This is a genomic window from Pseudomonas sp. UF-293 (assembly GCF_058245595.1).
Genome location: NZ_JBSICA010000007.1, coordinates 62,174 through 73,986 on the forward strand (window position 1 = coordinate 62,174; position 11,813 = coordinate 73,986).

General features: G+C 61.2%; 12 protein-coding genes. 3 read left to right on the plus strand and 9 right to left on the minus strand.

Going from position 1 to position 11,813, the window contains the following annotated elements:
- Positions 1-103: 103 nt before the first annotated feature.
- Genes AC4IHP_RS10335 through AC4IHP_RS10360 form a run of 6 tightly spaced genes read right to left on the minus strand, consistent with a single transcriptional unit; the run spans position 104 to position 4,352 of the window.
- Entirely contained in the window at positions 104-1,783 is a 1,680-nt protein-coding gene (locus tag AC4IHP_RS10335; RefSeq protein ID WP_490831637.1) for an ApeI family dehydratase, read from the minus strand.
- Positions 1,780-2,325, minus strand: coding sequence for a COG4648 family protein (locus AC4IHP_RS10340; protein ID WP_460123223.1), 546 nt, complete (start codon positions 2,323-2,325; stop codon positions 1,780-1,782). Before AC4IHP_RS10340 ends, AC4IHP_RS10335 begins: the two co-directional genes overlap by 4 nt.
- Positions 2,322-2,576: an acyl carrier protein gene (locus tag AC4IHP_RS10345; RefSeq protein WP_016772026.1), complete on the minus strand. Its 255-nt coding sequence runs from the start codon at positions 2,574-2,576 to the stop codon at positions 2,322-2,324. Before AC4IHP_RS10345 ends, AC4IHP_RS10340 begins: the two co-directional genes overlap by 4 nt.
- 9 nt (positions 2,577-2,585) lie before the next feature.
- A complete protein-coding gene (locus tag AC4IHP_RS10350) occupies positions 2,586-2,861 on the minus strand; it encodes a phosphopantetheine-binding protein (protein ID WP_039756723.1) in 276 nt (91 codons plus the stop codon).
- Positions 2,839-3,651 (minus strand): lysophospholipid acyltransferase family protein, encoded by an 813-nt coding sequence (locus tag AC4IHP_RS10355; protein ID WP_041477597.1) that lies wholly within the window; start codon positions 3,649-3,651, stop codon positions 2,839-2,841. The genes AC4IHP_RS10350 and AC4IHP_RS10355 overlap by 23 nt, the downstream gene beginning before the upstream one ends.
- Positions 3,627-4,352 (minus strand): beta-ketoacyl synthase chain length factor, encoded by a 726-nt coding sequence (locus AC4IHP_RS10360; protein WP_490831638.1) that lies wholly within the window; start codon positions 4,350-4,352, stop codon positions 3,627-3,629. The genes AC4IHP_RS10355 and AC4IHP_RS10360 overlap by 25 nt, the downstream gene beginning before the upstream one ends.
- A 357-nt stretch (positions 4,353-4,709) precedes the next feature.
- Between AC4IHP_RS10360 and AC4IHP_RS10365 the strand changes: the two genes are divergently transcribed.
- Positions 4,710-5,480, plus strand: coding sequence for a ParA family protein (locus AC4IHP_RS10365; RefSeq protein WP_024011296.1), 771 nt, complete (start codon positions 4,710-4,712; stop codon positions 5,478-5,480).
- Between the two features lie 132 nt (positions 5,481-5,612).
- Here the strand turns inward: AC4IHP_RS10365 and trxC are convergent, their stop codons facing one another.
- Positions 5,613-6,047, minus strand: a complete 435-nt coding sequence (gene trxC / locus AC4IHP_RS10370; RefSeq protein WP_490831639.1) for a thioredoxin TrxC — start codon at positions 6,045-6,047, stop codon at positions 5,613-5,615.
- Between the two features lie 193 nt (positions 6,048-6,240).
- Between trxC and AC4IHP_RS10375 the strand changes: the two genes are divergently transcribed.
- Both AC4IHP_RS10375 and AC4IHP_RS10380 read left to right on the plus strand, forming a co-directional pair.
- The gene (locus tag AC4IHP_RS10375; protein WP_071174172.1) at positions 6,241-6,537 is read left to right on the plus strand and encodes a type II toxin-antitoxin system HigB family toxin; all 297 of its coding nucleotides are present in this window, start codon (positions 6,241-6,243) and stop codon (positions 6,535-6,537) included.
- The gene (locus tag AC4IHP_RS10380) at positions 6,534-6,935 is read left to right on the plus strand and encodes a helix-turn-helix domain-containing protein (protein ID WP_123419853.1); all 402 of its coding nucleotides are present in this window, start codon (positions 6,534-6,536) and stop codon (positions 6,933-6,935) included. Before AC4IHP_RS10375 ends, AC4IHP_RS10380 begins: the two co-directional genes overlap by 4 nt.
- Positions 6,936-6,941: 6 nt before the next feature.
- Here the strand turns inward: AC4IHP_RS10380 and selO are convergent, their stop codons facing one another.
- Both selO and mscK read right to left on the minus strand, forming a co-directional pair.
- A complete protein-coding gene (selO, locus tag AC4IHP_RS10385) occupies positions 6,942-8,405 on the minus strand; it encodes a protein adenylyltransferase SelO (RefSeq protein ID WP_490831640.1) in 1,464 nt (487 codons plus the stop codon).
- Positions 8,406-8,453: 48 nt separating this feature from the next.
- Positions 8,454-11,807 carry a mechanosensitive channel MscK gene (mscK, locus tag AC4IHP_RS10390; RefSeq protein ID WP_130899561.1) on the minus strand — a complete coding sequence of 1,118 codons (3,354 nt, stop codon included), beginning with the start codon at positions 11,805-11,807 and terminating at the stop codon, positions 8,454-8,456.
- Positions 11,808-11,813: the final 6 nt, after the last annotated feature.

The window sequence follows — 11,813 nt, forward strand, 5'->3', positions numbered from 1 at the left end:
AAGACCGCAGTGACTGCTTCGCGAGCAGGCTCGCTCCCACATGAAATCGCGTTCCCTGTAGGAGTGAGCCTGCTCGCGATTGAGTGCGCAGCACTCACCGAAATCAACCATGACCAACATCCAGCAAAATGCGTCCACTGGAACAGGTCGCCAGGTCATTGCGATAAGCGAAATACAACTTGCCGCGCTCGGCATCGAAACGCAGATGCAGCTGGATTTCATCACCCGGGCGCACCAGTTGCTGGAACTTCAATACCTCCATTCCGGCAAACGCGCCGTCCAGCTTCAGCAACTGCCGACCCAGATTCAGCGCCCACTCCACCTGCACCACGCCGGGCAAAACCGGCGCCTTGGGAAAGTGCCCGCTGAAATAGGCCAGATCCGGCGGCACGCTGAGTTGCAGGCTCCACTCGCCGTCGCTTGCGCTTTGCTCCAGCACTTCGGGAGCTTTCGGCCGTGCGGCGAGCAGCAACGCTTCAACGTCGGCTTGCGCCAGTTTGCCCTGGCTGTTCAACGGCATTTGCCGCAGCAGGCGCCAGCGCCGGGGCAGGGCGAGGGCTTCGCAATGTTGGCTCAGATGTTTGCGCAGGGTTTCGGTCAGGCCACGCCGGCCGTGCTCGCGCAGGGCGAACAGGCCCGACTCGCTGAGCACCAGCAGCGCACCGAGCGAGGCGCGGTTTTCCTGGACCACACCGAGGCGCGCTTCGGCGACCCAGTCATGGGCTGCCAAGGCCTGCTCAAGCATCGGCAGCGAGATGCGTTTTTCTTCCAGTTTGACGATGCGGTCCAGTCGCCCCAGCAGTTCGAAGCGACCATCGGCGGCAATGCGCGCGGCGTCGGCACTGTGTTCGACATGGCCGGCAGGCAGGTAAGGCGAGGCGATCAGCAGGGCGCCGTCGCTGTCCTGGCTCAGCTCAACGCCAGCGAACGGTTGCCACAACGACTCGCCCTGGCGCCAGGCGATGCCGCCGGTTTCCGAGCTGCCGAGGATTTCCGTCGGCCATTGCTGCAAGCGTTGTTGCAGGCTTTGCGCCGCTTCGGGCGGCAACGCGCCTCCGGAGGAAAACACCCGGCGCACCGCGCTCAGGGCCGGCCAGTCGAGGTTGTCACCCATGCGCTTGAGCAGCGCCGGGCTGGCGACCCAGGCAAAGGCCGGGTGTTCGCGGCTGGCGCGCTGCAGGTCTTCGGAAAAAGCCAGTTGCCGGCGTACGAACGGGCGCCCGGCGCACAATGGCCACAACACGCGAAACAGCAGACCGTAGATGTGTTGCGTGGCGACACTGCCGATGATGCAGGCTTCACCGAGGTCTGCGCCCCACAACTGCTCCAGCGCTTCGACCTCGTTGGCCAATTGGCGCAGGGTCTTGTCGATGCGCTTGGGTTCGCCGCTGGAGCCGGAAGTGCACAGGCTCAGTCGACACTGATCAAGATCCAGTTCTGCACCGGGCAGGCCGGGCTGAGTGAAGTCGTGCAACTGGGCATCGCCGGGTTGATCGGTCAGCCATAGATCGACTTCCTGCGACCAGCGCTGACGCGTCTGCGCTTGCAGATCCGCCGGCAGCAATACGCTGACGCCGGCACGCCAGGCACCGAGCAGGGCGATGGCGAGGTCGGCGGCATCTCCCAGATGCACGGCCAGCCTGTTCACGCCTCGGCTTTGCAGACCGGCGGCGACGCTCAAGGCCTGCGCTCGCAGTTGCGTGTGATCGAGTGCCGGCGCCTGGCAGATCGCCCGTGCCGGCAACGCCTTGAGCAACAGCTGCTCAAGTTTTATCCAATTCATGTACGGCCTCTTACCCGTTGTCGTATCAGCCATTCAATGGCAAACATCAGGCCGATCAATCCGTAGGAGATCAGGCCGGTGTACAACATCCACCAATCCAGCGGCGCCCACAGAGTGAGGAGGGCGGCGCACAAACCGTTGCAAAAGAAAAACACGCTCCATGCCAGCGTCACCTTGCGCGTGTAGCGAACGGCAACCTCCGGCAGTTCCGGCTCGCGCAAGCGCGCCAGGCGCTCGACCATTGGCGGGCCGTATTTCAGGCTTGCGCCGAACAGCACCAGCATGAACGCGCTGATCAGCACCGGGTACCAGCGCAGCAGTTGCGGGCTGTCGAACACCGCCAGCAGCAGGCAGAACCCGATCGCCACGCACGCCATCCACAGGCTGCCAGGCTTGCGCTCGCCGGTCAGGACACGCGCCAGCCACAGGCTGCCCAGCAGCAGCGCAAATTGCCACGGGGCGAAATGCTCCATGCCGAAATACACCGCAAAGGGGTACAGCAGACCGGCCAGCAGCAGGCCCAGGCCGATCAGTCGGCTCATGCGGCCGGTTGAACCAGACGGAACACCGCCTCGACCACGTCACCGACGGTGCGCACCGATTTGAATTCTTCGGCGGCGATTTTCTTGCCGGTCTGGCGTTTGATGTGATCGATCAGGTCGACGGCGTCGATGCTGTCGATTTCCAGATCCTGATACAGATTGGCGTCCATGCTTACACGGGCCGGATCCAGTTCGAACAGCTCGACCAGGGCATCGCGCAGGGTGTTGAAAATATCGTCACGAGTTTGCATGGTCCGGTCTCAAGCTGCCTGTTTTGCCGTGACGAACGCCGCAAGGCTGGCCACGTTGGTGAAATGGTTGCGGGTGTCTTTGGCATCGGCGTCGATCTTGATGCCGTACTTTTTCTGGATCGCCAGGCCCAGTTCCAGTGCGTCCACGGAATCCAGGCCGAGGCCTTCGCCGAACAATGTCTGCTCGTCGCCGATGTCCTCGGGGCTGATGTCTTCGAGGCCCAAGGCGTCGATGATCAGCAATTTGATGTCACGCACCAGGCTAGCGGTGTTCAGTTCGCTCATCTGCGGCGAGCTCCTTAATGAAATAGTCATGCAAATAATCGTTGAGCTTGCGCGAGGCCTGCGGTGCGGGGCCTTGCGCGGCGAAGGTCTGTGGGTCTATATCGGCCCCGACGCGAAAACTGAAGTGCACGCGGCGATGGGGGATGCGATACCACGGCTCGGCTTTGGTCAGCGTGGTCGGGCTGACCTTGATGATCACCGGGGTAACGATTTTCGCACCGCGCAGGGCAATCGCCGCCGCCCCCCGATGAAAGGCCGGCGCCTGCCCCGGCTGGGTGCGGGTGCCTTCGGGAAAGATGATCAGGGTCTGGCCGTCCTGCAACGACTGTGCGGCGGCGTCGAGCATGTCCATGCTGCCGTCGTTGCTGATGTACTCGGTGCGGCGCAGCGGGCCACGGGTGAACGGGTTTTCCCAAAGGGTTTTCTTCACCACACAGTTGGCGTGGCGCACCAGGCCGATGAGAAACACCACATCGATCAGCGACGGGTGGTTGGCGATGATCATCTGCCCCGGTCGACCGAGGCGTTCGGCGCCCTCGATGTCATAGGTCAGCACGCCAGTGCGGGCCATGAATCGCACGAAGAACCAGAACAACCGACTGACCGTACGTCGCGCGCGCAGGCGATGGACCAGCGCGTCACCGGGCAGGCAGCCGAGCAGCGGAAATACCAGCAGGCGCAGACACAGCCCTCCTAGCCCGAACAAAGCGAAGCTCGCAGCAGTGGCCAGCAGGCGCCAGTAGTAGGCGTCGCGGTGTTTGGCGGTCACGGGTTGCGATGCCAGGTCCATACACGATTTTTCCACGCATGTTGGCAATCAGGTTGTTGGCCGAGCAGGGTTCGCAGCAGGTTGAGTGCGTGCGGCCAGTGCGCCTTGGACCGGGTTTCGGTGCTGCTGTTCAGGGTCAGCCGCCAGTCGGTACCGGGCGTGAGCAACAGACCCAGCGCGTAGGGGAATGGCACGTCGTCGACCCACTGCGAATAGGCCTCGGGCGGTTGTTCTTCGGTGATCACCAGCAGCACCGCCGGGGCGCCTTCTTCGAGCAGTGCGGCTGCTTCAAGCATGCCGTGCTCCAGACCGTCGCCAGCGGCGGCGAGGGCAGTCATTTCGCTGGTTTCGCCGCGCATGATCGACCACAGGCCGATGATTGCGTTATGCACCGATAGGCTGAATTGGGTCGGTGACAACGGCTGTTCGGTGGCCAGATCGCGGAGGATTTCAAAGGTGCGTGGGGTTTCGCCGTGCCGGGAGACGAACACCAGCGGCAGATGGTCCCGTCCGTCGGCCAGCGGCCAGCCAACACTGAACGCCATCCGCGCCAGGCGGCTGAGGCGCCGGCGTTGCATGGCCGGCAGAAACGACACATCGGGCGCGGCATCACTGCTCTGCAGCACGACCGGTTGTCGGCTCCAGGCCTGCCAGGCGTCCACGCTGTCGAGCCCCGGGGCCCACGCGCGCCATTGGGCGATGTTGAAGTTGATCACGGACATTCATCCCGCCCCTGCGGGCTTTCGTTGACGCGTTGAGTCGCCAGCGCCGCAGCAGGCTTGGCTTGGCGCAGGGCGCCGGGTGGCGCGCATTATCCCGGTGCGACGGGTGTGTAGCAAATGTTGGTTACATTTTGCCCAACAAAATGTACCGAGCGGTTCGCTGGAGTGGCTATCACTTGGCCATTATCCCGGTTTGACGCGGTGAGTCTGTCAGGTGCCTCTGTGATGGCTCGCGGTTTTTTCCATGCGTGGGCGCCGATATTTACACCTGACGACGTAGTCCATGTCGGTGAAGGTAGCGAAGCGCGGTCACCGGCAACTACACTCGGTCATTCTTTGATACACGGAGGTTTGGTCATGCGGCGCGTGGTGTTCAATCAGAAAGGTGGCGTGGGCAAATCGAGCATTGCCTGCAATCTGGCGGCGGTCAGCGCCAGCGAGGGTTATCGCACGTTGTTGGTCGACCTCGATGCTCAGGCCAATTCCACTCAGTATCTGACCGGGCTCACCGGCGATGACATTCCGATGGGCATCGCCGACTTCTTCAAACAGACGCTGTCGTCCGGGCCGTTCTCGAAAAAGAATCAGGCGGACATCTACGAAACCCCTTTCGACAACCTGCACATCATCACCGCCACCGCCGAACTGGCTGACCTGCAGCCCAAGCTTGAGGCCAAGCACAAGATCAACAAGCTGCGGAAGTTGCTGGATGAGTTGTCCGAAGACTACGACCGGATTTATCTGGATACCCCGCCGGCATTGAATTTCTATGCGGTATCGGCGCTGATCGCGGCCGATCGCGTGTTGATTCCCTTCGACTGCGACAGCTTCTCGCGTCAGGCGCTGTACGGGCTGATCGCCGAGATCGAGGAATTGAAGGACGACCACAACGAAGGCCTGGAAGTCGAAGGCATTGTGGTCAATCAGTTTCAGGCGCGGGCCAGCCTGCCACAGCAGATGCTCGATGAGCTGATTGCCGAAGGCTTGCCGGTGCTGCCGGTGTATCTGAGCAGTTCGGTGCGCATGCGCGAGTCGCACCAGGCCAGCATGCCACTGATTCACCTCGATCCACGGCACAAGCTGACGCAGCAGTTTGTGGAACTGCACAATCTGCTGGAAGACCACTGATTCCCCGACTCACACGCAAATCTCCTGTGGGAGCGAGCCTGCTCGCGAAGAGGCCGGCACATTCAACATCAGCGTCGAATGATCGACCGCCTTCGCGAGCAGGCTCGCTCCCACAGGGCGGTCTGTGTTGGGTCAGATGCCGTGGCTGTGCAGCCACGCCATCAGCTGTGGCAATGGAAACGCACCGCTCTGCCGCGCCACTTCCCTGCCGTTTTTAAACAGAATCAGACTCGGAATCGAGCGAATCCCCAACTGCGCCGACAACTGCTGGTTCGCCTCGCTGTCGAGCTTGGCCAGCCGACACTTGCCCGCCAATTGCGCCGCAGCCTGTTCGAACACCGGCGCAAACGACTTGCACGGCCCGCACCAGTCCGCCCAGACATCCACCAGCAACGGCAGATCGCCCTTGATCTGACTGGCGTAATCGCCTTGTTTGAGTTCGAAGGGTTTGCTCAGCAGCACCGCAGACTTGCAGCGCCCGCATTTGGGCTGGTCAGCCAGGCGCTCGGCGGGGATGCGGTTGAGGCCGTTGCAGGTGGGGCAGGGGATGAGGAGTGGGGTGGTCATGAGCGGAATCCAAAAGAGAGCTGATGACAGGTAGGTGGAGACGTTTGCTCATATTTTCAATCGTGCACCATTCGAGGTTAGACCTAGGCTGAGATTTACCGGACGCACCGTCGGTCTGTCTGCTTCTATCGCACATTGCGATAATCGCGCCCTTCGATTAACTTCCCATAGCAGAATGCGATAAGGATGTTGCATGCATGTGTTTAGCGAAAAACCCATCAGAGAGGCCAAGGAAAAATGGCCACAATCCGCGAGCGCACTGGCGCAGTGGTTTCGACTGGCAAAGAGAAGCTGTCCCAAGGACTTCTCGGCGATGAAATCGATATTTCCTGCGATCGACAAGGTGGGCCAGTTTCATGTCTTTGACCTGGGCGGCAACAAGCTGCGACTGATAGCTTTCGTCAGTTATCGATCGCAGAGGTTGTACATAAAATATGTTCTGGATCATCGCGAATATGATCGGGGCAAATGGAAGGAAGGGAAGGTATGAGCATTTTGATCAAGACAGTGGCCGAGCACTGGGAATATGTCGCTCCGCTGGTTCGAAAGCCGAAGAGCGAAGAGGATTATGACGCCTTGGTGCGGGCGGTCGATGAAATACTCGAAATAACCGGGGAAGATGAGTCGCATCCATTGATGAGCCTTTTGGACATCATCGGTGACTGGATCGAGGAATGGGATCGCACCCATCATCCGATGGCTGAAGCGAGCGGTGAAGAAGTGCTCGGCTATATGATGCGCGAACACGGCCTTACTCAGAGCGACCTCCCTGGCGTGGGTACTCAATCCGTCGTGTCAGAAATTTTGAGCGGCAAGCGAAAGCTCAACCTGCGGCAGATCCGCTGGCTCGCTGAACGTTTCAATGTACCGATCGAAGTGTTTATCTGAATCGACTCACGACGAACAACTGATCTCCAAATGCTTGCCCCACTCCGGTGGTCGCTCGGCGTAACTTTCCATTCCCGGCTGCTCGTCGAACGGTCTGCTCAGCACCGCATGCAACCGGCGCACCTCGGAATAATCGCCTTGCTCGGCCGCGTCGATGGCTTTTTGCGCAAGGTAATTGCGCAGGATGTACAGCGGATTTACCGCATGCATCCGTGCGCGGCGTTGTGCCTGATCGGCATTGCCGTCGCGGCCGACCCGGGCGACGTAGCGCTCGCCCCAGGCATCGAACCCTTTGATATCGACAAAGTCATCGCGCAGGTGGGCGATGGCCTGTTCGGCTGACTCTTCACCGAGGCGGCGGAAGAACAGCGTGTAGTCGACGCCGCTGTTCTGCATCAGTTGCAGCAGGTTTTCCAGCAGTTGCTGATCGTCGTCCTCGGCGGTGGTGAAGCCGAAGCGGCGGCGCATCAGGTCGAGGTAGTGCGCCTGGAACAGCGGCAGGTACAAGCCGAGGGTTTCGCGCAGGGCCTCGACGCTGATGAACGGCGTCAGCGCTTGGGCGAGCGCGCTGAGGTTCCACTGGCCCACCGGCACCTGATTACTGAACGAGTAGCGGCCCTGATCATCGGAGTGGTTGCAAATGAAATGCGCGTCGAAGTCATCGAGGAAGGCAAACGGGCCGAAGTCGAAGGTGATGCCGAGGATCGACATGTTGTCGGTGTTCATCACGCCGTGACAGAAGCCGTAGGCCTGCCACTTGGCGATCAGCTCCGCGTTGCGCTCGACGATCTCGCGAAACATCGCCAGATACGGTTCCGGTTGTTCCAGACACTCGGGAAAGTGCATCGCCAGCACATGCTCGCCAAGCTGTTTCTGCTGCTCGGGGCGCTTGGTGTAGTAGAAGTATTCGAAATGGCCGAAGCGGATATGGCTCGGCGCCAGACGCAACACCATCGCCGCGCGTTCCTGCTTTTCCCGCCAGACCGGCGTATCGGAGCCAATCACGCAGGCGGCCCGCGAAGACGGGATGTTCAGCGCGTATAGCGCTTCGGAAGCGAGAAACTCACGGATCGAGGAACGCAACACGGCGCGGCCATCGCCCATGCGTGAAAACGGCGTCTGCCCGGCGCCCTTGAGGTGCAAGTCCCAATGCTCGCCGGCGTTGTTGTACACCTCGCCCAGCAGCAGACCGCGACCGTCGCCCAGTTGCGGGGTATAACCGCCGAACTGATGGCCGGAATACACCATCGCCCGTGGCTCGGCGTCGGCCCACAGTTTGTGGCCGCCAAACAGTTGCGCGAACTCTTCGGTGTCGGCGCTGGCCGCATCGAGATCGAGCAGGGCCAGGGCGGCCGGGCTGGCGACCACCAGACGCGGATTGTCGATCGGCTCGGGCAGCACGTGCGCGGAGAACGCGTCGCCCAGGCGGGCGAAGCGGTTGTCGAAAGTCAGTTCGTCGAGGGCTTTCACGGGCCGGCTCCAGCAGAATGTCCGAGCATTCTGCTGGGACCATGTCGGTTAGTCGAGTTTGCTCGGTGGCGGTTCCTGCGACGGTTTCTGCCCGTCGACGATCGGCACGATGGTTTTGTTCTCGGGTTCCACCGGCACCATCTTGTATTCCTGGCCGTGAAGGTTCTTCAGATAAACCTCCATCTGCCGGAACGAGATGTTGATGTGCTGCTTCTTGAACTCGCGATTGATGAAGCGGTTGACCTCATCCAGCACCGGGTTGCGGTCGCCAAGATCGCGCACATGCATGCGCAGTTCGTGGTCGAGGGTACTTTCGCCGAAGTTGAGGAAGTACACGTGCGGCTCTGGTTCTTTGAGCACACGCGGGTTTTCCCGGGCCGCTTTGAGCAGCAGTTCCTTGACCAGATCCAGATCCGAGCCGTAATCGACGCCCAGTTTCAGCGTGACGCGGGTGATGGTGTCGGTCAGCGACCAGTTGATCAGTTGCCCGGTGATGAATGTCTTGTTCGGGACAATGATGTCCTTGCGGTCGAAGTCGGTGATGGTCGTGGCGCGGATGCGGATCTTGCTTACCGTGCCCGAGAGGTTGCCGATGGTGATGGTGTCGCCAATCCGCACCGGGCGTTCGAAGAGGATCATGATGCCGGAGATGAAGTTGGCGAAGATCTCCTGCATACCGAACCCCAGGCCTACCGACAGCGCCGCCACCAGCCACTGCAACTTGTCCCAACTGACGCCGAGGGTCGATAGCGTGGTGACGAAACCGACGCCGGCAATCACGTAGGACAGCAGCGTCGTTGTCGCATAAGCGCTGCCCTGGGCCAGATTGAGCTTGGACAGCACGAACACTTCGAGCAGGCCGGGCAAGTTGCGCGCCAGCGCGAAGGTGATGCCGATGATGATCAGCGCGCCGAGCATGTCGCCGATGCTGATCGGCACCATGCTCATGTTGGCGCCGGTGCCGCTGGTGTATTCGTAGAGGGTGATGTTGTCCAGATACGAGAACACCGAAATCAGGTCCGACCAGACCCAGTACAGCGCCGCGATGAAGCCGCCGAGCAGGGCCAGACGGATCAGGCGCAGGGACTGTTCGTTGACTTTTTCGATATCCAGCGTCGGCTCTTCGATCACCGCTTCGCCGTCGCCGGCCTCTTTCGCCGCCTGCCGTTTGGCCAGTGCGCGCTGGTAAGCCAGGCGCCGCGCCGCGACGCTCAGGCCTCGTACGAAGGTGGCCTCGATCACCAGCCAGAACATCAGCAGGTACAGGGTATTGATCAAGCGGTCGCTGAGCTTCAGCGCGGTGTAGTAGTAGCCGAAGCACACCGCAACAAACAGGGCGATCGGCAGCAGCGTGAACATCACACCGACGGCTTTGCGGAACAGCGAGGCATTCTGGTGCGTCGGGCTGCTGATCAGCAGGCGACTGAGCAGCCACGCCATCAAGGCGTAGCAGGTCAGCACCACCGGCATGCCGAGCACGTCATCGGCGAGCGCCGCCGGTTGCAACTCGGCGACGGCCACCACGGCGACCAGCGCCATTACTACCAGGCCGAGTCGACGCACCCAGCCCTGAAGGAACTCGACCTGCGGTTTTTCCCAGCGGAAATGCAATTCCGCCACGCCACCCGGCGCAAGAATCCGGTATGCGGTGTAGAACACCAGCCAGGCTTGACCCATCTGCAACAGCGCCGCGCCCATGTTGGCGTTCTGCCCGCGTGCGTCGATCTGCAAGGCCAGACCGCACAGCGCCAGACCCAACGCCACCGGCATGGCTAACAGGATATTGATCAGAATTGCCTGCGGTGTGTGCCATTGGCTGTCGCGCTTGAAGTGGCCGATGTCCTGGTGAACCTTGTTGAGTCGTCCGTACAGGGCCTTGCGTCGCCACAACAGGGCGCCGATCAGCAGCGCCAGAGGCAGGAACAGCAGCGGGCGCTGGGTCAGGCCGTCAGTCAGCTCGCTCAGGCTCGACGCCCAAGGCAAGGTGTTGACCTGCCGTTCGAGGCGCTCGGGCACGCCGCGCATCCATTCCACGTCCAGCGGCTTGTTGCTGGGGATCCAGAACATCTGCTCGTCGAGGGTCGCGCGCAGGCTTTGCGCGGTGCTCAGCAGTTGTTTCTGGTTGAGCTGCAGGGTGATCGATTCGTTGAGCATCGCGCTCAATTCGCGGTTCAGCCGCTCGAGCAGATCAGCGCGGGTGTTGGCCAGATCCAGCAGGCTTTTGCGCAATTGCGGCGTGACCTGCTCCGGCGGCTGGGTGGCGAGCAAATTGTCGACGTAGGTCGCCGGATTGCTCAGCAGCTCCCGCTGCTGGCTGACATCGAACTGATACAGGCGAATATCGGCAATCTGGTCGGCGAGGTCGCGGTCGACCTTCAAGTGCGGCAGCGCCTGCTTCTGTTTATAGAGAATTTTTGATAGCAGCAGGCTGCCCTTGAGCACGTTGATTTGCTCATCCAGTGCCGAATCGCTCTGGGTCAGGGTGTCGAGTTGCTGTTTGGTCTGCAGGTTCTGCTGCGTGACTTCGTTGAGACGGTCGGTGCTCTTGAGTAAATAGTCGGAAAGCTTGAGGTTGGTCGCGCTCTCGCTCGCCAGCAGGCTGCTGCCGCCGGCCTTCTGCGCTTCGATCGATTGCTGGGTAACGGTTTCCTGCGACTGCGCCAGACGTTTCTGGTTGATCAGGGTTTGCAGTTCCTGGATCTCGCGGTCGAGGCGGTCGGATTTCTCCGAGAGCAGGTCGTGTTGAGCGTTGCCCAGATCCTGCAACTGGGTGTTGCCGGCCAGTTCCTGGCGGCGCAGCGGAATCAGCGCATTGAGTGCGGCCAGTTCGGCATTCAGCTGGTCGCGCTGTTCGGCGGTGACCGTCTTGCCGGTGTCTTTGCCGGATTTGAGGATGGTGTTGATCTGCTGGATGCGCGTCTGGCTGGCGGAAATTTCCGCCTGAGCGCGCTCGGGGCGAGTCTGCGCGGTGATGATCAGGCTGTTGGCTTCGGCCAGGGCTTTTTGCAGATCGCTTTGCTGGGTCGAACGATCGGTAAGGATCTGCTCCAGTTGCTGGATCGACTCTTTCGGAAAGCGCTGCGCTACCGGTACCGGTGCGGTGGCCTTGAGGCGGCTGAGTTCGCGGGTGTTTTCAATCGTCTGCTTGGGCGCGTTGGCCAGCTGACGCTTGAGGTCGATCAGCTTCTGTTCGTAATCACGCTGGTTGTTGAGCTGATTGAGGGTGTTCTGCAGGACGGTCTGCAGGGTCTTCTTGTCGGCGTCCGGCAGTTTGCTGTCGGCCAGCTTGTCGAGACTGGCCTGTACGGCATCGCTGGACGGTGGTTCGGCAGCATGCAGCGGGCCGACAACGAGACTGAGGCCCAGCAGGGCCGCGGCGAAAAAGGAGCGCAGGGTAGGCATAGAGAC

What these genes read in the sequence shown, in the direction of transcription:
- AC4IHP_RS10335 (WP_490831637.1), bottom strand. Translation starts at nt 1,783, where the DNA reads ATGAATTGGATAAAACTTGAGCAGCTGTTGCTCAAGGCGTTGCCGGCA.
- AC4IHP_RS10340 (WP_460123223.1), bottom strand. Translation starts at nt 2,325, where the DNA reads ATGAGCCGACTGATCGGCCTGGGCCTGCTGCTGGCCGGTCTGCTGTAC.
- AC4IHP_RS10345 (WP_016772026.1), bottom strand. Translation starts at nt 2,576, where the DNA reads ATGCAAACTCGTGACGATATTTTCAACACCCTGCGCGATGCCCTGGTC.
- AC4IHP_RS10350 (WP_039756723.1), bottom strand. Translation starts at nt 2,861, where the DNA reads ATGAGCGAACTGAACACCGCTAGCCTGGTGCGTGACATCAAATTGCTG.
- AC4IHP_RS10355 (WP_041477597.1), bottom strand. Translation starts at nt 3,651, where the DNA reads ATGGACCTGGCATCGCAACCCGTGACCGCCAAACACCGCGACGCCTAC.
- AC4IHP_RS10360 (WP_490831638.1), bottom strand. Translation starts at nt 4,352, where the DNA reads ATGTCCGTGATCAACTTCAACATCGCCCAATGGCGCGCGTGGGCCCCG.
- AC4IHP_RS10365 (WP_024011296.1), top strand. Translation starts at nt 4,710, where the DNA reads ATGCGGCGCGTGGTGTTCAATCAGAAAGGTGGCGTGGGCAAATCGAGC.
- trxC (WP_490831639.1), bottom strand. Translation starts at nt 6,047, where the DNA reads ATGACCACCCCACTCCTCATCCCCTGCCCCACCTGCAACGGCCTCAAC.
- AC4IHP_RS10375 (WP_071174172.1), top strand. Translation starts at nt 6,241, where the DNA reads ATGCATGTGTTTAGCGAAAAACCCATCAGAGAGGCCAAGGAAAAATGG.
- AC4IHP_RS10380 (WP_123419853.1), top strand. Translation starts at nt 6,534, where the DNA reads ATGAGCATTTTGATCAAGACAGTGGCCGAGCACTGGGAATATGTCGCT.
- mscK (WP_130899561.1), bottom strand. Translation starts at nt 11,807, where the DNA reads ATGCCTACCCTGCGCTCCTTTTTCGCCGCGGCCCTGCTGGGCCTCAGT.